This window comes from Aquimarina sp. AU474 (genome assembly GCF_900312815.1).
Taxonomy (GTDB): domain Bacteria; phylum Bacteroidota; class Bacteroidia; order Flavobacteriales; family Flavobacteriaceae; genus Aquimarina.
The window spans coordinates 232,860-257,482 of record NZ_OMPE01000004.1 but is presented as its reverse complement, the minus strand read 5'-3'; the positions used below and the strand labels follow the sequence as shown (position 1 = coordinate 257,482).

Annotated in this window: 24 protein-coding genes; 8 read left to right on the top strand and 16 right to left on the bottom strand. The window is 32.7% G+C overall.

The genetic code is table 11. The features are described 5' to 3' along the window. Positions 1–108 precede the first annotated feature (108 nt). Both DK508_RS02380 and DK508_RS02375 read left to right on the top strand, forming a co-directional pair. Complete coding sequence (locus DK508_RS02380) at positions 109–1,347, top strand: hypothetical protein (RefSeq protein ID WP_235016248.1); 1,239 nt, start codon at positions 109–111, stop codon at positions 1,345–1,347. A gap of 5 nt (positions 1,348–1,352) precedes the next feature. Next, positions 1,353–2,366, top strand: a complete 1,014-nt coding sequence (locus tag DK508_RS02375; protein WP_109299142.1) for a metal-dependent hydrolase — start codon at positions 1,353–1,355, stop codon at positions 2,364–2,366. A 55-nt stretch (positions 2,367–2,421) separates the two neighbouring features. On the opposite strand, the gene DK508_RS02370 is transcribed toward DK508_RS02375, so the two are convergent. Beyond that, complete coding sequence (locus DK508_RS02370; protein WP_109299141.1) at positions 2,422–2,922, bottom strand: DUF1761 domain-containing protein; 501 nt, start codon at positions 2,920–2,922, stop codon at positions 2,422–2,424. 57 nt (positions 2,923–2,979) lie between these two features. Then, positions 2,980–3,579: a LysE family translocator gene (locus DK508_RS02365; RefSeq protein WP_109299140.1), complete on the bottom strand. Its 600-nt coding sequence runs from the start codon at positions 3,577–3,579 to the stop codon at positions 2,980–2,982. Between the two features lie 206 nt (positions 3,580–3,785). Between DK508_RS02365 and DK508_RS02360 the strand changes: the two genes are divergently transcribed. Genes DK508_RS02360 through DK508_RS02350 form a run of 3 tightly spaced genes read left to right on the top strand, consistent with a single transcriptional unit; the run spans position 3,786 to position 7,310 of the window. Continuing rightward, on the top strand, positions 3,786–4,271 hold the full coding sequence (locus tag DK508_RS02360; RefSeq protein WP_109299139.1) for an acetyl-CoA carboxylase biotin carboxyl carrier protein subunit: 486 nt from the start codon (positions 3,786–3,788) through the stop codon (positions 4,269–4,271). A gap of 51 nt (positions 4,272–4,322) precedes the next feature. Further along, positions 4,323–5,765 carry an acetyl-CoA carboxylase biotin carboxylase subunit gene (gene accC / locus DK508_RS02355; protein ID WP_109299138.1) on the top strand — a complete coding sequence of 481 codons (1,443 nt, stop codon included), beginning with the start codon at positions 4,323–4,325 and terminating at the stop codon, positions 5,763–5,765. Between the two features lie 3 nt (positions 5,766–5,768). Further along, positions 5,769–7,310 carry an acyl-CoA carboxylase subunit beta gene (locus DK508_RS02350; RefSeq protein WP_109299137.1) on the top strand — a complete coding sequence of 514 codons (1,542 nt, stop codon included), beginning with the start codon at positions 5,769–5,771 and terminating at the stop codon, positions 7,308–7,310. A 141-nt stretch (positions 7,311–7,451) separates the two neighbouring features. On the opposite strand, the gene DK508_RS02345 is transcribed toward DK508_RS02350, so the two are convergent. The 6 genes from DK508_RS02345 to DK508_RS02320 form a co-directional block, all read right to left on the bottom strand. Continuing rightward, positions 7,452–8,621 (bottom strand): ectonucleotide pyrophosphatase/phosphodiesterase, encoded by a 1,170-nt coding sequence (locus DK508_RS02345; RefSeq protein ID WP_235016247.1) that lies wholly within the window; start codon positions 8,619–8,621, stop codon positions 7,452–7,454. A gap of 484 nt (positions 8,622–9,105) precedes the next feature. Beyond that, a complete protein-coding gene (locus tag DK508_RS02340) occupies positions 9,106–10,590 on the bottom strand; it encodes a serine hydrolase domain-containing protein (protein WP_109299135.1) in 1,485 nt (494 codons plus the stop codon). Positions 10,591–10,724: 134 nt separating this feature from the next. Further along, on the bottom strand, positions 10,725–11,120 hold the full coding sequence (locus DK508_RS02335) for a hypothetical protein (RefSeq protein WP_109299134.1): 396 nt from the start codon (positions 11,118–11,120) through the stop codon (positions 10,725–10,727). Positions 11,121–11,122: 2 nt separating this feature from the next. Continuing rightward, positions 11,123–11,497 (bottom strand): DoxX family protein, encoded by a 375-nt coding sequence (locus DK508_RS02330; protein ID WP_109299133.1) that lies wholly within the window; start codon positions 11,495–11,497, stop codon positions 11,123–11,125. A 4-nt stretch (positions 11,498–11,501) separates the two neighbouring features. After that, on the bottom strand, positions 11,502–12,164 hold the full coding sequence (locus tag DK508_RS02325) for a peroxiredoxin-like family protein (protein WP_109299132.1): 663 nt from the start codon (positions 12,162–12,164) through the stop codon (positions 11,502–11,504). Positions 12,165–12,248: 84 nt separating this feature from the next. Beyond that, on the bottom strand, positions 12,249–13,124 hold the full coding sequence (locus tag DK508_RS02320; protein ID WP_109299131.1) for an AraC family transcriptional regulator: 876 nt from the start codon (positions 13,122–13,124) through the stop codon (positions 12,249–12,251). Positions 13,125–13,302: 178 nt separating this feature from the next. Here DK508_RS02320 and DK508_RS02315 point away from each other — a divergent pair, with 178 nt between their 5' ends. Next, positions 13,303–14,121, top strand: a complete 819-nt coding sequence (locus DK508_RS02315; RefSeq protein WP_109299130.1) for a ThuA domain-containing protein — start codon at positions 13,303–13,305, stop codon at positions 14,119–14,121. Between the two features lie 13 nt (positions 14,122–14,134). On the opposite strand, the gene DK508_RS02310 is transcribed toward DK508_RS02315, so the two are convergent. The 4 genes from DK508_RS02310 to DK508_RS02295 form a co-directional block, all read right to left on the bottom strand. Beyond that, entirely contained in the window at positions 14,135–15,244 is a 1,110-nt protein-coding gene (locus tag DK508_RS02310; RefSeq protein ID WP_160114528.1) for a hypothetical protein, read from the bottom strand. 42 nt (positions 15,245–15,286) lie between these two features. Further along, entirely contained in the window at positions 15,287–16,291 is a 1,005-nt protein-coding gene (locus DK508_RS02305; protein ID WP_109299128.1) for a M23 family metallopeptidase, read from the bottom strand. Between the two features lie 25 nt (positions 16,292–16,316). Then, entirely contained in the window at positions 16,317–17,078 is a 762-nt protein-coding gene (locus DK508_RS02300; RefSeq protein ID WP_109299127.1) for a cyclase family protein, read from the bottom strand. Positions 17,079–17,371: 293 nt separating this feature from the next. Further along, positions 17,372–18,595 (bottom strand): S8 family serine peptidase, encoded by a 1,224-nt coding sequence (locus DK508_RS02295; protein ID WP_109299126.1) that lies wholly within the window; start codon positions 18,593–18,595, stop codon positions 17,372–17,374. 682 nt (positions 18,596–19,277) lie between these two features. Between DK508_RS02295 and DK508_RS02290 the strand changes: the two genes are divergently transcribed. After that, on the top strand, positions 19,278–19,634 hold the full coding sequence (locus tag DK508_RS02290) for a hypothetical protein (protein WP_109299125.1): 357 nt from the start codon (positions 19,278–19,280) through the stop codon (positions 19,632–19,634). Between the two features lie 180 nt (positions 19,635–19,814). Here the strand turns inward: DK508_RS02290 and DK508_RS02285 are convergent, their stop codons facing one another. Next, positions 19,815–20,327 (bottom strand): GNAT family N-acetyltransferase, encoded by a 513-nt coding sequence (locus DK508_RS02285; protein WP_109299124.1) that lies wholly within the window; start codon positions 20,325–20,327, stop codon positions 19,815–19,817. Positions 20,328–20,383: 56 nt separating this feature from the next. Further along, complete coding sequence (acs, locus tag DK508_RS02280; RefSeq protein ID WP_109299123.1) at positions 20,384–22,291, bottom strand: acetate--CoA ligase; 1,908 nt, start codon at positions 22,289–22,291, stop codon at positions 20,384–20,386. A gap of 134 nt (positions 22,292–22,425) precedes the next feature. On the opposite strand from acs, the gene DK508_RS02275 reads away from it, so the two are divergent. After that, a complete protein-coding gene (locus DK508_RS02275; RefSeq protein ID WP_160114527.1) occupies positions 22,426–22,782 on the top strand; it encodes a hypothetical protein in 357 nt (118 codons plus the stop codon). Between the two features lie 3 nt (positions 22,783–22,785). Here the strand turns inward: DK508_RS02275 and DK508_RS02270 are convergent, their stop codons facing one another. Both DK508_RS02270 and DK508_RS02265 read right to left on the bottom strand, forming a co-directional pair. After that, positions 22,786–23,685, bottom strand: coding sequence for a hydroxypyruvate isomerase family protein (locus DK508_RS02270; protein ID WP_370443811.1), 900 nt, complete (start codon positions 23,683–23,685; stop codon positions 22,786–22,788). Positions 23,686–23,738: 53 nt separating this feature from the next. Then, positions 23,739–24,623 (bottom strand): carbohydrate kinase, encoded by an 885-nt coding sequence (locus DK508_RS02265; RefSeq protein WP_109299120.1) that lies wholly within the window; start codon positions 24,621–24,623, stop codon positions 23,739–23,741.

Genomic DNA, 24,623 nt, shown 5'->3' with positions numbered 1-24,623 from the left:
ATATAATTAGTAAAAAAAGTTTCTGATTTACTAAAAATTTAAAGATTAGGGGTCTACAGTTTTTTTGATAAACCTTTAACAAATAGTAATTAAAAAATAAACGTAATTTTGAAGTATATAGAACTTTCATTTATTCGAAGTTCTGGTAAGGGATATATGTTAGAAAAAATAAAAAAAAGATGCAAGGCCAAAACGTTGCAATATGATTATTATAATCATATTGAGGACATACCTACTCAAGATTGGAACTCTCTTCATTTTGGAGATAATTTGTTTTTATCACTTGAATATTTAAAAACCCTTGAAGATACATTGTATGAAAGTATCCAGTTTAGATACATCATATTTTATAATAAAAAAACTCCAGTTGCACTTGCAGCAACTCAACTTATAAAATTTAATTCGGCTCAATTAAAATTTCAAGAATTTCCATGCAAGATAAGTGACGCTATCAAAAACACCTTATTTAATAATCTAGAAGTACGGGTACTGGTATGTGGTAATTTATTTTCATGTGGCGAACATGGTTTTGCATATGATACAAAACGAATAAATGCCAAAGACGCATTTGAGAACTTATCCATCGCTTTACGAGATATACGGAAATCTGAAAATTCGGATAAGCCATCTTTTATTTTACTTAAAGAGTTTTGGCCACAATCCTTTGCTAATAGTGATTATATTAAAGAACATGATTTTAGGGAGTTTAAAATCGATGTAAATATGGTTCTGCATATACCAGAAAACTGGCATACTTTTGAGGATTACCTATCTAGTATGCGTACAAAGTTTAGAACTAGAGCCAAAAAAGTACTTAAGAATTCGAAAAACATAGTTGTCAAAAATTTTGATGATAATGATATAGAAACTTTCAAAAAGGAAATTAACAAGCTATACCTATCTGTAATTGAAAAAGCAGATTTCAAAATAGGAAAATTAAATGCTTCTACATTTAAACATTTAAAACAAAATCTAAAAGATTCTTTTGTTTTTAAAGGCTATTTTCTTGATGAAAAACTAGTGGGATTCACCACCTCGTTTATCCTTAATGATATTGTTGAGGCCAATCATATTGGTATAGACTACACCCATAATAAAGAGCATGATATTTATCAAAAAATGCTATATGACTACGTCCAACTTGCTATCTCTAAAAAAACAAAAGAACTTAGATTAGGCAGAACCGCGGAAATTATTAAAAGTTGCGTTGGTGCCAAACCTATAGCAATGAAATTATACGTAAGACACGGTAATTCTATCTCTAACACAATACTAAAGCCTTTAGTCGAATTAATTTCTCCTAGCGAATATGAAGTAAGAAATCCTTTTAAACTTCAATTAGATTAGATAACATGGATTCATTAACTCAAATTGTATTGGGAGCTGCAGTAGGTGAAGCTGTGCTCGGAAAAAAAGTAGGTAACAAAGCGATGTTATGGGGTGCTATCGCGGGGACAATACCCGATTTAGACGTACTTTCTAAACTTTTTGTAGACAATGTAACCGCTAATGAATTACACAGAGGGTTTTCTCATTCTATTTTATTTAGTATTCTCTTTGCTCCATTATTAGGATGGTTAATCTCAAAAATATATCAAAACAATGAAGCTGATTGGAAAGATTGGACCAAACTCATGTTTTTAGGTCTCTTTACCCATCCAATACTAGATTCGTTTACGACATGGGGCACGCAACTATTTTGGCCTTTAGATTATAAAATAGCCATTAATAACATCTTTGTTGCTGATCCTTTGTATACTGTACCTTTTTTAATTTTTGTAATCATGGCCATGTTCTATAAAAGAACAAATCCTAAACGAAAAAAACTTAATAACCTTGGACTATTTATTAGTAGTTTTTATATGTTGATCACTCTTGCATTGCAAAAAAGTGCTAAAGCAAATTTTTCGACTAATCTAGAAAACCAACACATTCAATACAAGAATATACAAACACGTCCTACTCCTCTAAATAGTATTTTATGGACGGCTAATATAGAAACTAATGATTCTTTTCTGATTGGTTACTATTCGCTATTAGATGAAGATGACATCATCAGTTTTGCCGAGTTTCCAAAAAATCACCACCTGCTAGATAGTATGAAGAAAGACCCTCTTATTCCGCGATTAATTAAACTAACTGAAGGTTGGTATACGGTAGAAAAGAAAGGTAATACTGTATTTTTTAATGACTTAAGGTTTGGGCAATTAGGAATAGGTTCTGACGCAAATCGTTTTGTATTCAGCTATGAACTGTATTATGATGATAAAGGAATCCTAAATGCAAAAGAAAGAGAACGCAATGTAGATGAAGCTTCTCCTCTTTTGAAAAAACTATTTAACCGAATGTTAGGGAATAAATCATAAAAAAGGCCTAAAAACACGTTTCAGACCTTTTTTACTATATTTTAAGTTTTACTTCTTATGCAAATTGGCAAATTACTCCCCCCATTAATGCTAAACAAACTGTCCAATATCCAACATTAACCGCTATATATTTAAATCCTTTTCTTTCGAATAAAGCATTCGTACCTAATACAGGTAACACAAAAAATATTCCTGTTAAAGCGCCATGAAATACTCCATGTTTAAATGTCCTAAAATTATTACCATAATTCGTCATAAAATCCTGCGCATATTGATACGTCTCAGTTCCTTCTTTTAATAAATCAGGATCGTTCATTAACGTAGAGAAAAAGCCAAATTGATGAATCACCAAGATATTTACCATTGTTGCCAGGAAAAAGCTAAACACATAACTAAGAATAAATATTACAGGCATATTACCTCCTTTTAAATCTTCGGTAGTAAAGCCGCAAGCATTCATCCAGGCAGTTCCAAAAACCTTGGGATTATACCAAATAAAACCTAAAACCATGGGGATTAATGCCGCTACTGCAGCAATCAAAAAATTGAATTCCATATTGATTAGTATTAAAAGTTGTTACTCAAATATAAGTAAAACTATTTTGACTAGTATTTACCACACCATATATATCAATCTGATTGCGAATAAGATAAGAACTACACCTGTGATTCTAAAAAAAACAGTGAGGCGTTCTACAGAAATAAATCTCTTTAATTTTTTAGATAAAAACACTTTTGATAAATCTGTGGCCAAAATCCCTAGTAAAACGAATCCCAAAAACCCTATTAAAGATGGAGTGGTAGGATATTTATGCTGCCCATAATTAAAAATCCCAATCCATATCGCAAAAACAAATGGATTAAAAAAATTAACACTAAACCCTTTCAAAAAAAAAGCTTTAACCCCTCTCGAATCAATAGTAGTCTTAGGTTGTATATTGGCTTTTTTAATTAAATAATTAACCCCTAGAATTAAAACTATAGTAGCACCAACAACTCCTATCCAAAATTGATTTTGTTCAACATTAAAAATTGAAGAAAGGCCGTAATAACATAATAATACACAAACTATATCACTTGCAATAATACCTAGTGCCACTGCTATACCTGCTTTAGTTCCAGATTGAAAACTACTATTAAGTAATAAAAAAAACACTGGCCCTACAAATATGACCATTCCCAAACCAATTGCAAAACCTTCAATTATTGACATGAATAGAATGTGTTTATTACATTGACGTAAATATATGAGAAACAATACAAAAGTTTTTAAATATTGAATCATAGAAATACCTACACTATGATCTGATCCTTTAAAGGTTCTTACAACATCCTCAATAAATTCATAATTAATTTGCTTTTACCGCAAGAAATTATTCTCTTTAGACCGTATTTTTATCAAGTAAATAAAAAGCTACTATGAGCAGTACAAACAAGGTTAAGGTAAATAATCAATTCGAATTTGACCTTACCGAAAAAGACATTGCAAACATCGATGCAATCTATACTTCTGACGCACAATATCATATCATCGAAGATAGTATTTCGTACCATACAGAAATTGTGTCCTCGGATTTCGACAAAAAGCAATATATCATAAAAGTCAATAATACAAACTATCAAGTACATATAGCCAATGCTTTGGATATGCAAATAGCTGCCATGGGATTCTCTATTGGATCTGCAAAACAGGTTAATGCAATCAAAGCCCCAATGCCAGGTTTACTGCTGGATATTCAGGTTACTGAAGGACAAGAAGTACAAGAAGATGACCCTTTATTAATTCTAGAAGCCATGAAAATGGAAAATGTGATCGTATCTCCCCGAGATGGAGTTATTAAAACTATTTCTGTTGCCAAAGGTGATGCTGTAGATAAAGGACAACTATTAATAGAATTTGAATAAAACAAAATGTGTACAAAGATCTTGTACACATTTGTTCTAAGATATTACATTATGAAAAAAATATTAGTTGCCAATAGAGGTGAAATTGCCATCAGGGTAATGAGCACAGCAAAGAAAATGGGAATTAAAACTGTTGCTGTATATTCTACTGTTGATAGAAATGCACCTCATGTAAAATTTGCTGACGAAGCAGTTTGTATAGGCGAAGCACCATCAAATCAATCCTATTTATTAGGTTCTAAAATTATTGAAGTTGCAAAACAATTAAACGTTGATGCGATTCATCCGGGATATGGATTCTTAAGTGAAAACGCAGATTTTGCCGAAGAAGTAGAAAAACATGGTCTTATTTTTATTGGTCCTAAATCCAAAGCTATAAAGGTAATGGGTAGTAAGCTTGCTGCCAAAGATGCGGTAAAGGCTTATGACATTCCTATGGTGCCTGGTATTGATCAAGCGATAACTGATGTTAATAAAGCAAAGACCATTGCTAAAGACATTGGTTTTCCGATTTTGATAAAAGCCTCGGCTGGTGGTGGTGGAAAAGGTATGCGCGTTGTAGAAAAGGAAGAAGATTTAGAGTCCCAGATGCAACGTGCCATTAGCGAAGCTACATCTGCCTTTGGTGATGGGTCTGTATTTATCGAAAAATATGTAGCCTCACCAAGACATATCGAAATACAAGTTATGGCGGATAGCCATGGTAATGTAATTCATCTTTTTGAAAGAGAATGTAGTGTACAACGCCGACATCAAAAGGTAGTAGAAGAGGCTCCTTCTGCAGTATTAACGCCAGAATTGCGAACTAAAATGGGTGAGGCCGCAGTAAAAGTCGCAAAAGCATGTGATTATCTTGGGGCGGGAACGGTTGAATTCTTATTAGACGAAAATCATAATTTCTACTTTCTAGAAATGAATACTCGACTACAAGTAGAGCATCCAGTTACTGAACTTATAACGAATATAGATCTCGTAGAGCTACAAATTAAAGTAGCTCGAGGAGAACAGTTGCCAGTGCAACAAAATGATCTTACAATAAAAGGACACGCTTTAGAGTTGCGTGTCTATGCCGAAGATCCTCTAAATGATTTTTTACCCAGTGTTGGACATTTAGACGTATACCGTATGCCAACAGGAGAAGGTATTCGGGTGGATAATGGTTTTGAAGAAGGTATGGATATTCCTATTTACTATGATCCTATGCTTGCCAAGCTTATCACCTATGGCGGTACTCGTGAAGAAGCTATTCAATTAATGATTAAAGCTATAGATAATTACCATGTTGAGGGTGTTCAAACAACGCTTCCTTTTGGGAAATTTGTATGTCAACACAACGCTTTTACTTCAGGAGATTTTGACACCCATTTTGTGAAGAAATACTATTCTCCGGATAAAATACAAGCAGAAACTGAAAAAGAAGCTAAAATAGCGGCTATGATAGCCTTAAAACAATATGTTAAAGATCAACAAACGTTACGAATACCAACTCACTAAACTATGGATGCTAAAATAAAAACATTACAAGAAAAAATTGCTCAGGCAAAACTAGGTGGGGGTGAGCAACGTATCGAAAAACAACATGCCAAGAAAAAACTTACCGCTCGCGAACGTGTAGAATACTTACTCGATGAGGGTTCTTTTGAAGAAATTGGTATTTTGGTTACTCATAGAACCACCGACTTTGGAATGGATAAAGAAATTTATTATGGAGATGGAGTGGTAACGGGCTACGGAACAGTAAACGGAAGATTGATTTATGTATACGCCCAAGATTTTACTGTCTTTGGCGGTGCTCTATCTGAGACACATGCTGAAAAAATTTGTAAAGTAATGGATCTTGCTGTAAAAGTTGGTGCGCCAATTATTGGTTTAAACGATTCTGGTGGTGCGCGTATCCAGGAAGGAGTACGTTCTCTTGGTGGGTATGCAGATATTTTTTATAGAAATGTACAAGCATCAGGAGTAATTCCACAGATTTCTGCAATAATGGGACCTTGTGCTGGTGGAGCCGTATACTCTCCTGCCATGACAGATTTTACGATGATGGTAGAAGATACCAGTTATATGTTTGTAACCGGACCTAATGTAGTAAAGACTGTAACCAATGAAGAAGTCACCTCTGAAGAATTAGGAGGAGCCAGTACACATTCGACAAAATCAGGTGTTGCCCATGTTACTTCTGCTAATGATATCGAGTGTCTTGAAGACGTAAAGAAATTACTAAGTTATTTACCCCAAAGCAATACCGAAACACCGAAAAATTTACCATACACTCTTGCAGATGAAGTGCGAGATGAGCTCACTAATATTGTACCCGACAATCCGAATAAACCTTATGATATGCATGAGGTTATTACAGGAATTATTGATGCTGATTCTTTTTATGAAATCCATAAAGATTATGCCGAAAATATTATCGTAGGTTTTGCTCGTTTAGGAGGTAGAAGCATTGGTATTATAGCTAATCAGCCACTATTTTTGGCTGGTGTTTTGGATGTAAACAGCTCAAAAAAAGCAGCACGTTTTACTCGTTTCTGTGATTGTTTTAATATTCCATTATTGGTACTAGAAGATGTACCAGGATTTTTACCCGGTACCGATCAAGAATGGAATGGAATTATTGTTCATGGAGCCAAATTATTATATGCGCTTAGTGAAGCTACAGTACCTCGTGTTACAGTAATCACTCGTAAGGCTTATGGTGGTGCTTATGATGTGATGAACTCTAAACATATTGGTGCTGATCTTAATTTTGCCTGGCCAACCGCAGAAATTGCCGTTATGGGTGCAAAAGGAGCTAGTGAGATTATCTTTAGAAGAGAAATACAAGCAGCAGACGATCCTGCGGCCAAACTTGCCGAAAAAGAAACCGAATATGCTGATAAATTTGCAAATCCGTATACAGCAGCTCAAAGAGGGTTTATAGATGAAGTAATCCTACCTCAAAATACTAGAAGAAAACTTATTAAAGCATTTAGTATGCTCGAAAACAAGGAAGTGGATAGGCCTAAACGTAAACACGGTAACATTCCATTATAAAGTAAATGCTATAGTATTTACTATAACTATTCTTATTAACTACTCATTCTTTTATAAGACTTTAAAACCCTCGAAACTCCTAAACAGGTTTTTTGAGGGTTATATATTATCTCTAATTACAATTTTTATTAGATTTTATGCTTATTGCTTATTCTGAAGAACACTTTTTATTTCATTCAAATTTCCGTCGATATTATCAGGGATTTCTAATCCTAAAATTTCACATAATAACGGGTAAATATGGATGTTCTTGATAGAAGGTATTACATACCCCTCTTTTAATGTTGGTCCATTGGCATAAAAAACACCATGCATTTCTTTAAGTTTTGGATCAAAACCATGCTGACCAGAAATTGTTCTTGACTCTTCCTTTGCAGCGACTATTCTAGCTCTAGTACTAAAAAAATAACCTTCATCTGGAATAATCTGAATAGTCCCCCAATTTTTATCTTTAGGCACATATTCAAAATTAGGTGTATTTTTAGTTTTATAAACTTTGAAATTCTCTTCTCTATTCTTCAAATCATTATAAATCGTATTCATATTACTATTATCTTTTGGATGAATATTTACAATAACTCCGTTATTAATAGTCATATATAATTCATCATTCATAAGATCTTCGATCGGAATGTATTTTTCAAAAGGCACCTCTAGCATCCCATGATCTGATACTATTACAATATTCACTGGCAATCCAGTTTTCGATACTCCATCAAATAAATTACCCAAAACAAGATCTAACTCCAGTAATCTTTCAATTAATTTCTCGTCATTATTAGGTCCAAATCTATGCCCTACTCTATCCATATCAGAAAAGTACATAGTAATCATATGTGGTCTTTTCTTTTCGGGCATTTGTAGCCATTTTAATGCCTGATCAACACGTGTCTCATTTTTTACGTTTCCATCGTAATTATAATAATAAGTAGGTTTAATTCCCTGAATATCTGCTTCAGAACCTACAAAAAAATAACTAGCCGTAACCATATTTGCCTTATTCGCTTGAATCCAAATAGGTGAACCTCTATAAAAATCGCCATCTTCTACTACTTTTCGGTCCCGTATGCGATAAACAGAATTTTTATCATAACTATAAAAAGTATTACCGATTATTCCATGTTTATCCGGATACATACCTGTTGCAATAGTATAATGATTTGGAAATGTTTTAGATGGAAAAGAAGGTATTAAAGATTCGGATTTTACTCCAGTTTTAATAAATGCACTTAAGTTTGGAGGATTAAACCTATCTACATAATCCCATCGAAAACCATCCAAAGAAATTAAAATAACGTAGGGTTTTTTCATCGAAGCGTCAGAATTCACTGTTGTTGTAGAATTAATAGCCGTTGAAATTTTTTTGCTGCAAGATGATAATGTAACCATTATAACTAACAAGCTACATATAATAACGCGTATCCCCATTTTTGTTTTCTTAAGTTTATCTATAATACCAATCCCTTAAACCTTATCTTTTAGGGTGGAAAAGTTACAGATTTCTAAAAGAACAAATGTTAAGGTTTTCTATTTTATATCTTAATTATTTCTTTTAACGATTTCATAAATGGCATGAGAAATATGATACACATTTCTATGTTTCTGATTGGTCAAAATTACTATAGTGATCCCTTCTTGTTTAAATCTTCTAACAACACATTCCTGTTAAGTTTTACTTCGTGATATAATCGATTAAGATAAATATCAATACTTTTTTGACTTTGACAAGCATAGCAATAAACCAGAATATTTAATGATCCTTATAAAGGGTTAATTGTTCTTGTATCCTATTAAATCAGTCGCTTTTAATTTGTTTAATTTTCTCGATCATTTTTTGTGCATTCTTGTTGTTAGAGTTTAACTCAAATGACTTATTATAATTCTGTAATGCTAAATCATATTGCTCATTTACGAGGTATCCTTCACCAAGGCTATCATAAGGATTAGAAGAATTAGGGAATTCTGACACTAATAGTTCAAAAACTCTAATAGCTTCTAAAACTCTATCTTCACTTAGTAGCTCATAACCTATTCTATTGAGCATAGATTCATTACCAAAATCATACTCGTTTTTATTTTCCTTTTTGAGTTTTTTATACGTTTCAATTCCTTTTTCAAGATCATTCAAAATTGCTTTACGAACGAGAAAGTATGGATTCATTCTGGGGTAATCTTCTAGATCATTATATATATAATTCGCAATTCTATTAATTAGTTTTCCCGAGGTTTTTCCGTTAGAATTAAACATTACTGTAAACCCCGTATTATATTTAGGCATTACAATTACCCAATTTGTACTTCCATTGGTTCCTCCATTATGCATAAAATCATCATCACTTAATTGCCAGAAATATCCATATTGATCTCCTTCTTCTTCATCCAAAAACAATGATGTTTTCATTTCCTTTATTACAGGGTCATCACTTTCTAACAAGTATGTAATATACTTTAATAGATCTGGGATTGTAGATTTCAATCCATAACCAGCCCCTATTATTGGAACGGGTAAAGGTTCTATTAGTTTACCCTCATCAGAATATCCATTGGTCACTTTTTTATCCTCAGTCTTTATATGAATACTACTATTATTCATGTGTGCCTTTTGAAAGATAAACTGTTGTAAAAGCTCGTCATAAGTTTTATCATAAACCTTTTCAAGAATCAAGGCTAAAATTTCGGGTCCAACTATTGGTGAATAATCATATTTTTTTCCTGGGATAGTATCTAGTTTATATCCCTTCAAGTCTTTAATAAACTTGTTCCTGTTATAATTTCTTATCTCTTTTTTATCTTGTTCTGACGCTGTCATCAAAAACATATTGGATAATGTAGATGAAAAATCTCTTGTTATTCCACTGGTATGTGTTAATAAATCTCGTATTTGAATTGGACGATTCTTATATTCTAGATTATCAAAAGTACCATCGAGATACTTTCTTATATCATCTTCTACATCCAATTTACCATCTAATACGGCGTGCGCAACTAATATCCCTGTAAATGTTTTTGTAACCGAAGCAATTTCGAAGAGTGAATTATCATTTGGTGAATTACTTTTTCCCTTGTCAATCTCTCCATAATACTTCGCATATGTTTTACCATCTTTGTAAACACCTATAGCTATAGAATTAATCTCAGGATTTTCTAATATCAAATTAGCGTTATTATCCATCGAATATGTAATAGGATTTAATGCCTTTTTAACGATGGCGGGTGCTTTTGATTTTTCTTTGCAACCAATAAAGATTACAGAAATAAATACTAGTATATACTTTGTCATTTGATTTATATTCGGTTGATTATTTATGGCAATGAATCACTTTCTTGAAGTAAGCTAAAGATATTAAAAAAGTGCAAACCAATACGGTTTACACTTTTTATCTCTTTTTAAATACATTGTTCTTGATAAATCAACTAAAATTCTTGCGGCATCAAAATCACTTCTCTAGTTACTTGCCACCTATTTTCACTCCAAATTAAATCAATGCTCAATATTAGCTTTCTCTCTTGACCGGTTAGATTTACTCTACGCATTACAATAACATGTCCTAAATTATTATTGACTTCTATATGATTAAATTTCCGCCAGGTATTTAATGGCGGATCTCCATTTTCTTTTTTTGAAGAAAATAGCTCTTTAAAAGATTTTTTATCCGTTATAGTTTTTTGCTCTTGATCATCGATCATGATAACCTGTAGATCCTCGTGATAAATTCTATCAAGTTGTTCTACATCAAAACTTGTTCCTGCTTCTATTAGGTTTTCAATTGTTTGTTTCAAACCTATTTCTGAAAGATTTGTTGGTTTCATTCTTAATTATTTATTTTAGAAGGATTAATAATTTTACGATCATATATCCATGAAAGTATGATCAAAATCAATGCAATAATGGCAAACATATATTCTCCATCTCTCACCATAATATGTGCTGCTAATGCTAAAATAGCATCAAACAAAAACCCAGCATACGCCAGTTCTTTTAAAAACCTAGACCACTTTGTGATAATCGTAATTGCCCCTGCAATCTTTAAAAAGGCCAAAGGATAAATGATCCAAGTAGGAAACCCTAAGTTTATAAAAAAACCTTCGGCTCTTGGGTAATTAAAAATATACATCATAGCGCCGGCAAAGAATAATAGACACAATATTCCTGTAGTAATCCAATAGATAATCTTATTTGTTTTCATGTTTCTAAATTTTAGATATTGTTTCTTTTTTTAATAGTGTTAATAATTGCTTTGGTTCTAGTCTTGTCATATAATCTTCTTCAAAATGCACAAATACTATTTTCATTTCCTTGTTAATTACGTAAACGGCTGGAACAGGGAGCTCATAGTTTTCATTTCCGTTAATTTTAGAGAAATCCATTCCAAAATTGACAAATTCTCTTTTCGATGCTTCATCTAACCTAAATACAATCCCCATAGCTTTCATGAATAGAGCGTCATTATCAGTTAAGACGGGATAAGATAAGATAGAGTTCTTACCTATTGTTTGTTTTGCTAATTCAGGTATTTCAGAACTAATTGCCACTAAGTCCGCTCCTATTTCATTAAACTCGTACATTAATTTTTCATACTCTCTTAATTCCATATTACAATATGGACACCAACCTCCTCTGTAAAAATTTAGGATTAAATAGTTTGATCGTATAAGACTGTTGAGGTAAATATTCAATCCTTGTACATTAGTAAGAGGAATATTGGGAATTGTCTCTCCTAACTGTAAAGCATTTTCTTTTAATCTATTTCGTTTAATTGTATTTATGCTATCGGTAAACACCTTCATAATGGTGCCTGGCATTCTTGCCACAGTAGCATCTCGCATTATTTTTAGTTGATCTTGAAGTGTCATAACTACTATCTTTTTGTTCAAGACAAAAGTATAAGTAGATGATCCAAAAAATATTATCTATCTAATTTTAAAAATAGTCAATCTCTAACCCTTATAGATTATTTTATTTTGAAACTGATTCGGTGTAATACCTGTGAATTTTTTAAAAAATCGAATAAAATTTGAAGGTTCTTTAAATCCCATTTTAAAAGCTATCTCTTGTGATGTGTACTTCTTTTCAGAAATATTTCTTTTTATTTCTAACAACAACCAACTATCAATAAATGCCTTTGCCGTCTTATTTGTAATCTCCTTGCAGATATCGTTCAAGTATTTATATGAAACTAATAATTTTTGGGCGTATTCTTTGGCATTATGACTTTCTGAATAATGATGAGAGATCAGTTGTTTAAATCTTATGAAATCTTTGAATCTTTGGCTTTCAAATGTTTTATGTTGATAGATTGATAATCGTTTTATCTCAAAAAGTAGCGCAATAAATAATGAACTTATAGTTTCTGATTTCATGTTTTGATTACCATCCTCATGTACATTTTTTAAAAGAGTTAAATACGGCTGTAAAGTTTTAAGATTTTCTTCTCCTATCAAAACAGAAGGTTCGTAATATATTTGAAGAAAATGAAATAAGCTTTTTTCGCTTATGTTTTGTGTGATAAAAGTTTCTTCAAACGAAATCACATACCCTTTAATAATAAGATCCTTGTTAAAAGCATGTACCTGATTCTTTGTAAGAGGCAAGATCGTACCGGGCATCAAAACCTCTTCTTTAAAATCTATAGTATGTTTACTATTTCCTTGAGTAACAATAATTAAAGCATGAAAAGCGATTCGATGAGCTATTGAAAGATCGTACCCACTTTTACTACAGCGATCATAAAGCTCTCTGATGGTAATAAATTCAAATGGAATAGGTTGTTTTACAAATCGCGAAAACAAAATATTTTCTATTTTGTCAGACATAAATCGGTTAATGGTATTTATGATTTTGGTTTCTTATTTAAAGCAACTAAGTAAGAATCCATTTATTCAAATTAACTACATTTTAAAAAGATATAACAAACAAGAACTAATAACATTTTGTAATTTGATATATTTGATATCCTTACAATTACTTCTTAAAATCTAAAGTTCTTAAACAATGTACTTCATAAAAACAGAAAAATCAAGAACAATAGTCAATCTATGCATTTGCCTTCTATTTATTGGATATATAAACGCCCAAAAACAATTTAAGGCATTATTGATTACCGAAACAGCGGGTTGGCATCATGAATCCATTCAAAATGGAATTACTGCATTATATACTTTGGGCGAAACTCACAACTTTGAGGTACAACGACAACAAAATGCAATTAAAATCACAGAACAAAGTTTGAAGAATTTTGATGTGGTAATTTTTCTAAGTACTACGGATGACATTTTTGATGATATCGAGCAAGCTGCATTTGAAAAATATATTCAATCTGGTAAAGGATATGTAGGCATACATGCTGCCTCAGACACCGAATACGATTGGGAATGGTATACCAAATTGGTTGGAAGAATGTTTCACATTCATCCCGTACAACAAACCGCAAAATTAAATATCATCAATCACAATTTTCCCGGATTAGAACATTTTCCTGATACACTATTATGGACAGATGAGTGGTACGAATTTGGAGAAGAAAAAGTCTCTGACTTACAATATCTAATTACTGTAGATGAAAAATCTTTTGATCCCAACGTAATTTGGAAAAACAGAGGCACAAATTCTAATGGTCAAGTTGTTGATCGTGTGGGAGCAGGAATGGGCAAGTTTCATCCTATATCTTGGTATCACGAATATGATGGCGGACGCGCATTTTACACATCCTTGGGACATATTAAAAATGTATATAAAAATCAATGGTTTTTGGATCATTTATACGGCGGTATTTATTATGCCGCTACCGGTAAAGGAGTTTTAAAAAAATAAAACTAGTCCCTTTTCAATATTGACTCAATAATCCAGTTTTGTTTTCGAAATCTTTACTTTTTATTTGATTTACTTTTATATCCGTAAAGTTATATTCAAAAATATCATTTCCTTGTTTAAAGGCTGCTTTTTTAAAGATTTGCACGTTGTTTATTTTCTCCCAAACATTGTATGTAACATCTACGGTATCGCCATTCGGATTAGTATTCAACACAAACCCTAAAGGAAGATATGTATTAAAAGAATAATAAAAATGTACAGGTTTATCAAACACATCTTTAAATTCAATTTGAAAAGCAGTTTTATCATTAAATTTAGAAATACCTTTAAAAACAGGGTCTTTATATCGATGCTCTGGCCAAAAACTTAACCAATGCAACTCGTGTCCGTTAACAAATACCATAGTCTCATTATCCATTTTTTCCTCTCCAGAGTTTGTAGATAAGTTACGGGTCCAGGATGTATTTTCTCCATGTTTCAATATTATATGTTGTTCTTCATAGAGTTGTTCCATCCTTCCATTTTTTTTATTAGATAATAGCAAGGTTTCAAAAGATCTTTCTGGGCCTCTACATTTTGCATACGCATATACAGATGAAAAATCGTTCTCTCCTATAACCCCCATTTTTTTTCTAACATGATCCAATAATACTTCAGCAGTAACCTTATTATCGCCTTCAGTATTTGTGGTGCTAATAATTTCCCATTCACCCTTATTCTTTTTTAATACACTTTGCCACGCTACCACCCAAAGAACTGGCGATTCATTAAATACGCCTTTTATTGTTATTGAACCTAAATAACTAGCCAAAGTAGCATCATCAGAGATTTCAATAACGGGATTGTTACGTTGTATCATTTCATGAAAATCCATATTATCTAGATACTTCTGAGTAGATGGTATTTTTTCTGATTTATCAATCAGTTGTACTATTCCATTTCTTACATCATACCATTCATTAGCATTGGATTCAAAAAATTGAATAGCATCTTTGTTGTAATGTGCCTGCACTACTAAATCAATCTTATCTTGAATTTTCTTCTTCTCTAATGCAATGTCTACAGGCTTTTGACAGGATAACATCACAAAAGTTATCATTATAAAAATTATTTTATTAATCATATCAGTTTTTTTGATTTATCCGAAATATCATAATTTCATCTTTTAGTTACTGATTTTATCTCCACGTTTAGGAATATAATCTTCCTTAATTTCACCGTTCACTTTAATTTTCTTAAAATGTACCCATGCTCCTTTGGCAGCTGCAAAATCCGGTAAGTTCTGTACTTGAAAATGAAGATGAGGTTCTGTAGAATTACCCGAGTTTCCGCATAGTCCCAGTAATTGCCCTTGTTTTACATATTGTCCTCTTTTAACTACAATAGAATGCTGTTTTAAGTGCCCCAGAAGTATATATTCTTTGTTTTTTGTTTCTAAAAGAACCACATTACCAACACCCGCCGTGGAGTTCATATTTGGCCAATCATTATCGGGCACCTCATCAAAAATATAAACTACCTTTGCATCAATAGGAGCCATAAGTTCTTTTCCAAAGGCATAAAAATCTTCATTTTTGGTTGCCCCAATACGATGTGATTTACCATTGCTACCCATCACCCAAAAATCAAATGCACCTTGCATACTTGGGTATGCATTATGATAATTATTACTCCCTTTCTTACCTCCCCAAAACACATACCACTTACCTCTAAAAGGTAGTATTAAATCTGAAACATTTCTATCTAATATTGGAGGGTTTCTGTATTTATAATCATTACTGATTTCCATTTTTGATACTTCGCCAATATCATTTATTCCCAAAACTACTTTTAGCGTAACCATTTTTTGATGCTTACTTTTATATATAAAAGTGAGGTCTTGAACCTCATCAAGCGTTAATGCATATATTTTTCCTGTTTGAGAGGAAATTTTGTCAAAATTATCTTTTAATTCTTCAATCGAGTTTCTGTGCTTTAATTCAGTATCAAACATTACTCTAAACTCTTCTATTCGCCCTTCATTAAAAGCATTAACAAATGCACTTTCTATGTTTTTTATATCATTATTTTGTAGTTTAGTAGATGACCTTGTCCTACTACAACTTAAAATTATTATGCAGAGTATTAAGACATTAAAAATGTTAGTACATCGAAAAAAAAATGAATTCATACTCCCTTCATTTTAATTAAAAAACCTAATCAAACATGGCCACTACTCGAGCAGGTGCTGCAGAAGCTCCTACTATTTTTAATGGAAATACAGCTACTTTAAATCCTACATAAGGTAATGCATCAAGATTAACCAATTGTTCCATATGACAGTATTCTTTGTCTTTTCCTACCAAATGCGCTTCCCAAAACAAATCAGGGTTATTCGTTTCTTTTGCTTTTTTAACCATATAAGGTAATGGCAAATCCCAACCCCAAGAATCTATACCCATAACTTTTATCCCATGGTCAATCAACCATGAAGTTGCATCTGCACTCATACCTGTACCTATTTTATGGAAATTTTTAGTACCGTTATATTTATCTCGTCCTGTTTTAATAAGTACGATCATTCCGGCGGAAAGTGACAAATTATTTTCTTCCAAAAAAAATTCTATATCCGATACGGTTATAGGATCAAAATCTTCTTTATGTTTCATATCGATCACAATCCCTTCTCCATAGCACCAATCCAAAGGTACTTCATCGATCGTCTTAGATTTTTTCCCTTCGGTAGTTGGGGAATAATGCCATGGCGCATCGATATGCGTTGTAGAGTGCACCCCCATCTTTTGGATGCTATCATCTGCCCAACCTACAAAATTCTTCGGAAATAATTTAAACGGTAATCCAAATACACGAATCAGCCATTTTGCTTTTTTATGAGGTTTATGCTTGATTTTAACGCGCATAAACCAAGGGTCGTTCTTATTGTATTGGATAGGTTTTGAGAGGTCTATTATTTTCATTTATGTCAGGTAAATTAGTATACATGAATGTACAAAATTTACATTAGAAAAATCCTTCTTTTCGACCCGCAACGTTAGAATTATGCTGAATACATTCTTTATCAACATATAATGCTATAGCTAATAAGTTGACGTTTTCATAAACATCAACGAAATAGTAATTAAAACTGCTCTAAAGCCTAATTAACTGCCTGTACGTTAAATTATGTTGATTCAATTTTTTAACAAAAAAAGAGGTTGGAATACTCCAACCTCTCTATTACAAATAATTATGAGATTATCTCTTTTTTTTTTTAATTCAAGGTAGCTACAGGAGCATTAGATCCTCTTTTTGTTACAGATCCACTTGTACCCGTACTGTTCCCTCTTAATAATAATATTCCTGCTACATGTGGTGATGCCATAGAAGTACCAGAGATTCTATTAAATTGGCCATTTAACCAAGTAGACCATACCGCGGTACCAGGAGCCCAACGGTCTACACTTGTTCCGTAATTTGAAGTACCAGCAGCCGTTCTTGAACGAGTCATATTACCAATACACCAAGAGTTACCTGTACGTAATCTTTGTGGTGAATAGAACTGTGTGTCATCATTACTATTTCCTGCCGCCATAGCTCCAATCGCTCTACTTTCAAGGTTTCTAAAAGCATTATCAATGGCCTGAGAAGTAGCTCGATTACGGAACCCTACACTGTAGTTCCAAGTATCTCCATTACTTGCATTATTAGCTACATAATCTACACCAGAAAGAATACCTGATGTAGCACCGCTACCCTGAGCATTTAATACTCTAACAGAAACTACAGTAGCCCCATAAGCCACACCTATAACCCCTGAGCCATTATTTCTTGCAGCTACGGTTCCTGCTACATGAGTTCCGTGCCCGTTTTGATCTTGCCAAGACCCACCAACAAAACTTCTACTTCTACTAGTATTAATATTTAGATCACTATGTGGTGCAATACCGCTATCAATAATCCAGCAGGTTCTACCGCCTCCATTTGCTCTTCCTACTAATTGCACACCCCAAGGTAAAAATTCTCCATTAGGAAGTCCAACATCTTTAGTAGCCCCTTTCTCATCTACTGTTGCAGGAAGTGAGCTTACAGGTTTACCCATATCCATATCCAACTTGTGGATATAATTTGGCTCTATAAATGCTACTTCAGGGTCGTTTCCAAGCATTTCTGCTTGTTTTTCACTTAAATTTGAAACCGCAAAACCTTGAATAGCATTACTATAAATTTGTTTTATGTCACTATTCGATATCGAATATTTTGCTAATGTTTGTTGGGATTTCGCCTGCATTTTAGCGCTTTCCCCATACATCGATTTATTTTCCTTATAAACTACGATATACTCTCCTGGTATTGCTTGATCAGCACCAATATTTACTGGAGTATCTATGTCAATTCCCGTTTCTAAATCTGTGAATTCATCAGTATCCTTTTCGCAACTATAAAAGAGAAAAGAAAAAACTGTAATTGCACTTAAAATCCTAAGTTGAGTTTTCATTGATTTTTGATTTTTGTGTTAAATAATTAAAGTTAAAATTAGTTGAGATCTCATTAAATTAGTGGATTAAAAGTATATATTAATTCTTACACGGAAATACGGCAAAAGCGTAGTCCAGTAAGGGTTATATTTGATTTACCTGTTTCTAAATTAGGTAAACATCTCTTAATATTCAATAATGCAACACTGTTGCATTATTGAATATTAAAGGGTTAAGCAAAAAAAAAGAAGGTGTCAAAACAAGTAGAAATTATTGTAAAATCATTACATTTAAAATTAACATTATTTAACTGTTAATTAACTTTAATTTAATAAAACTTTATTCATCAAAAGAGCTAACTATTAATGTATTAACCATAAAGTCAACGCTATTTCTTTATTTGATCGTAAATTTCTTTCAAAATTTCCCGATCTCATTTATCACGTTTTGTTATGTAAAAAAACAGTAGATTTTATCGTTATTTCAACCTAAGAAAAATTGATTTTTTGTTATTCGAAAACTATGCCCAATCAAGTTTAGGTAATTCTACTCATTTTTACAAAACTGGTAATTCTACTCAGTAAAAAACCTTTTTAAGCTACTACATTTGTTATCAATCATATACAACAATTATGATTCATTTTTAAAGGCGAGATCTGAAAAGCCAGTATTAAATAGAGTAAGAAACAAAAACGTTTTATTATGGGATTTTATGGTAAAGAGCCAATAGATGCGGCTAAATGTGAAGCAACTTATTTATGGACAGGTTTACGTACTCCAGGGATATTTTTAGTTTCGGTGCAAGGAGATGCACCTAACTATTCATATGGTTTCAGTTTGGTTCGGGATTCAAATTTTGTAGGAGGATTAAAAGTTGATGCTATGGGATGGACTGGACCACTTGGTAAAGGAACTTCTACTTATAAAGTACATAACTCATTTGCGGGAGAATATTCTTCTAAAATTACCATCTCAGGATCTAACGGAGATTTCTTAGTAGACGTCAAAGAAGTTCCGCATGATCAGGTTGATGATTTCATTAAATCAAAAGCAGGATAGAAATTTTATAGTTCGTTCTTAAAAATGACATATTTATTTTCCAACAAATACTCTAGAGAACGAAAAGCAAGATTATTTACCCTAAAACATATTCACAAACCTATACAGTGTACAGTAGCTGTATAGGTTTTTTATAGTTGCGGACGTTTATTATTCCTTCCTCTAATCTCAACAAATACTTTATCTGGGGTTTAGCATATAATAACGATGCTCATCCCAAATTTGATCATTTTTAAGTATAGCCTTTTTAGATATACCCTCTTTTAAAAACCCACCTTTTTCTAAAACTTTCATAGAGGCCTTATTATACTCAAAAACACCAGTATATATCCTTACAAGATTTAATTCATTAAAACCATAATCAGTAATTAATGCTAATGCTTTTGTCATAATTCCTTTACTCCAAAACGATTCTCCTATCCAGTATCCTACTTCTGCAGATTTTTTATACACATCATTTTGGGTAATTAAACTTATTACTCCACATAACGTATCCTCATACGTAATCCCAAAACTTTGCAAAGGCTTTTGTTTATGAGTTAAATCAATAAAAAACAAAGCATCTTCTTTGTCGTAGGGATGCGGAAAATAATCTCGCACATTATCCCATATCTTCTTATTATTAGCTAACTCTGCCAATTGCATGGCATCATCTTTTCGAAGTTTTCTTATGCTGACTTTTTTATTACTCATTTTTTTGATGTAAAAGCGCTTCTTTGTACTCTATTGAGTTTATTGTTCAATAATCCCTATAATGCTTTATCTATAATTTCCTGTACTACTTCTGGATTTAGTAAAGTACTCGTATCCCCAAGATTACTTGTGTCATTAGATGCGATTTTACGTAAAATACGTCTCATAATTTTACCACTACGTGTTTTGGGTAATCCTGGTACAAATTGTATTTTATCTAATTTTGCGATTGGGCCAATACGCTCTGTTATTTGTTGATTTACCTCTTGACTTAAATTATTGCGATCACGGTTTTCTCCAGTTTCTTTTAAGATAATATACCCATACAAAGCATTTCCTTTGATATCATGAGGGAAACCTACTATTGCAGATTCGGCCACTGCAGGATGCTCATTAATAGCATCCTCGATAGGAGCCGTACCTAAATTATGTCCAGAAACGATGATTACATCATCTACTCTACCCGTAATTCTATAATATCCCACCTCATCACGCAATGCTCCATCTCCTGTGAAGTACTTATTTTCGAAAGCCGAAAAGTAAGTGTCCTTATAGCGTTGATGATTTCCCCAAATAGTTCTTGCCATCGATGGCCAAGGGAATTTAATACATAAACGACCATCCACTTGATTTCCTTTTATTTCAAGACCATTCTCATCCATTAAAGCTGGTTGTATCCCAGGCATTGGTAAAGTGGCATATGTGGGTTTAGTAGGGGTTGAATATGGTATAGGTGAAATCATAATCCCCCCAGTTTCGGTTTGCCACCAAGTATCTACAATAGGACTCTTTTTTTCACCCACATGATCATTATACCAATGCCATGCTTCTTCATTAATTGGTTCTCCTACTGTCCCCAATATTTTAAGGCTGGAAAGATCTCGATTGGTAACATAATCAAGGTTTTCTTTGGCCAATGCTCTTATTGCCGTAGGTGCCGTATAAAATTGTGTGATTTTATGTTTTTGGACGATATCCCAAAACCGTCCAAAATCTGGATAAGAAGGTACTCCCTCAAACATCACAGTTGTAGCACCATTAGCCAAGGGGCCGTAAACTATATACGAATGTCCTGTAATCCAACCGATATCGGCAGTACACCAATAAATATCGTCTTCTTGATACTGAAATACATTCTTAAAAGTATATGCAGTATACACCATATAACCTGCTGTAGTATGCAACATTCCTTTTGGCATTCCTGTAGATCCTGAAGTATATAAGATAAATAATGGATCTTCAGCATCCATAATCTCTGGTAAACAATCTTTATCAGCATTATCAAGTAAAGGTTGTAACCAATGATCTCGTTCTGGTTTCATATTAATATCTATATTGATTCGTTTGGCCACCAAAACGGATTTAATTCCTGGGCAATTTTCTAAAGCATCATCAACAATACCTTTAAGGTCAATGGTTTTTGCTCCTCTATACGATCCATCCGAGGTTATCACCATAGTAGCATCACAATCATTAATTCTAGTTGCTAATGCGGTTGCCGAAAAACCAGCAAAAACCACCGAATGAACGGCTCCAATTCTTGCACAAGCCAATACAGACACTGCCAATTCTGGTATCATTGGCAAATATATACACACCCTATCTCCTTTTTGAACACCTTGTGCTTTAAGTACATTTGCGAATTTACATACACGTTCATGTAATTGTTTGTAGGTTATATGTTGTGCATCTTCATTAGGGTCATTTGGTTCAAAAAGAATAGCCGTTTTATGCCCTCTATTTTGAAGATGTCTATCAATACAGTTTTCAGTAATATTAAGTTTTGCTCCTTCAAACCATTTGATTTCAGGTTTTGTAAAATCCCAGCTCAACACATCATTCCATTTCTTATGCCACATAAAATGTTCTTCGGCTATTTCGGCCCAAAATGTTTCTGGATCTCTTACCGATTTTCGATAAACCTGATAATACTCTTCTAGATGCTTTATGTGATAATTACTCATTAAATATGGCTTTAATTTCTTCTTATTTTATTTTTCAAAAAAGTATCTTTTCTTTGAATATCAAATATAAGATTTTACCTTGGGAGACAATTAAATTATACGAATCGTTTTACGTAAAAAAGCCCCCTATTATTATGAGTAATCGACAAACTACCAAATATGCAATATATGCCGTGGCTGTTCTATGTGCAGCTTTGATTAATGAATACATTATAAAGTACGTAAAAGAGCATGTGAATCAGCAAGGATACATTTTGGTATTAATTGATATGATAATCGTTGTTTTAATTTTTGCTCCTGCATTTGCTTTGGTAACCAAGTACACAAAAAAATTATCAAAGGCATATATGAAAACTTCTAAAAAAATGTCGAGTAATAAAAATGGGACTTTATTGGGTTTCACCATAGCAGTTTTTATTCTATTTATACTTTATGCTAATCTAAGACACAATATAGATGTCATTAGTGATATCAAGAGTCTGGTCCCTTAATAATCATACATCACAAATAGAGATTCCTTCTTGTAAAGCCGAAAGTTTATCATCGTAGGTAGGAATGAACTCCTGAGCAATATATCCCTTAAAACCAATATCAACAATTGCTTGCATAATTGCAGGGTAATTAAGTTCTTGATGATCATTTATTTCATTTCTACCAGGAACACCTCCTGTATGATAATGATTTATATACGTATGATATTTTCTAATCGTTGCAATAATATCACCTTCCATAATTTGCATATGATAAATATCGTATAATAGTTTAAAATTGGAAGAGCCAATTTTATCAACCAAAGCAACACCCCAAGGTGTGCGATCACATTGGTAATCTTTATGGTCTACTTTACTATTAAGCAATTCCATTACTAAAGTTACATTCTTTTTTGCTGCATGTTTTACAAGATCATCCAACCCTTTTGCACAATTTTCTAAACCCTCTTCTTCTGAAATTCCATTTCTATTTCCCGAAAAAACTATTACCTGTTTTATACCTGAATTTGATGCTTTAGAAATGAGATCAATGTAATGGTTTTGTAAATTTTCATGGTTTTTTGGACTATTAAATCCATCTGTTAAACTTGCAAAACTATCTGTAGCCAATGAGCATTCAAGCCCATGATCTTGTACTATTTTCCATTCGTCAGGTTTTAATAAATCAATTCCTTTAAGTCCTATTTCTTTTCCTTTTTTAGCAAATTCCATCAATGGGATTTTCTGATAACACCACCTACATGCAGAATGATTTAAGTTACCCTTTAATTTTTTTGGTAAGTTATACTCTAGGTTTTCTAAATTATCATTGGGATCTTGTCCAAAAACAGACGGCCCTATACTCATTGCGCCAACTCCAAGCGCTATGTTTTTTAATGCTTGTCTACGTTTAATTTTGTTCATTGCCATACCGAAATTATAAGTTGTGTGATCTTATTAAAGATACCGATTAAAAATTAGATATGCTTGCGTATAAAATCTATCACTTCTTTTTGTGTAAATATTGTATTCGCTCCTTCTGAAGCTGCAACCATGGCGCCTACAGCACAAGCATAATCAATAGCTATTTGAGGTAAATTACCTTGGATTAATTCAGAAATTAATGTGGCAAGAAAAGAATCTCCTGCACCCACGGTATCAACTACTTTTATTGCATAACCATTATTGTGATAAAAATTATTCTCAAAAAATAAGGTTGCTCCTTTTTCACCTCGAGTTACACATATCTGATCCGTCTGTGTATATGTTGCAATAGCATAAATTTTATCAAGAAATAAGGTTTCTTTAATATGAAAATCAGCACATAGTTCGTCTACCTCCTCCTCATTTAATTTTATAAAATTGGCACTTCTCATTAATTGTGAAAGTAATTTTACATTATAATGAGGTGGTCTTAAGTTTACATCTAATATCTTATACGTTGCTTTATCCAAAAGTTGAAACAGAGTCTTTCTCGAAACTTCATTTCTACTGGACAAACTTCCGAATATAAAGGCATCTGATTGTGCTACCTCATTCAAAAGAACATCTGAACATTCGATAAAATCCCATGCCACTGGTTTACTTATATCATAAGTAGCTGTATTATCATTATCAAGCAATACTTGAACTTCACCTGTTTTATATGTTTTGTCTTTTTGAAAAGTATGAATAGGCATACCTCGTTCTTCAATATAAGCCAAAATATTTGCGCCCAAAGTATCATCTCCTATTCTTGTGATAATTGACGAATCAATCCCCATAGAATGTAACCGTAAAGCAACATTAAGTGGTGCTCCACCTATCTTTTTATGTTCTGGAAATATATCCCACAACACTTCTCCGAAACAGGTTATTTTCAT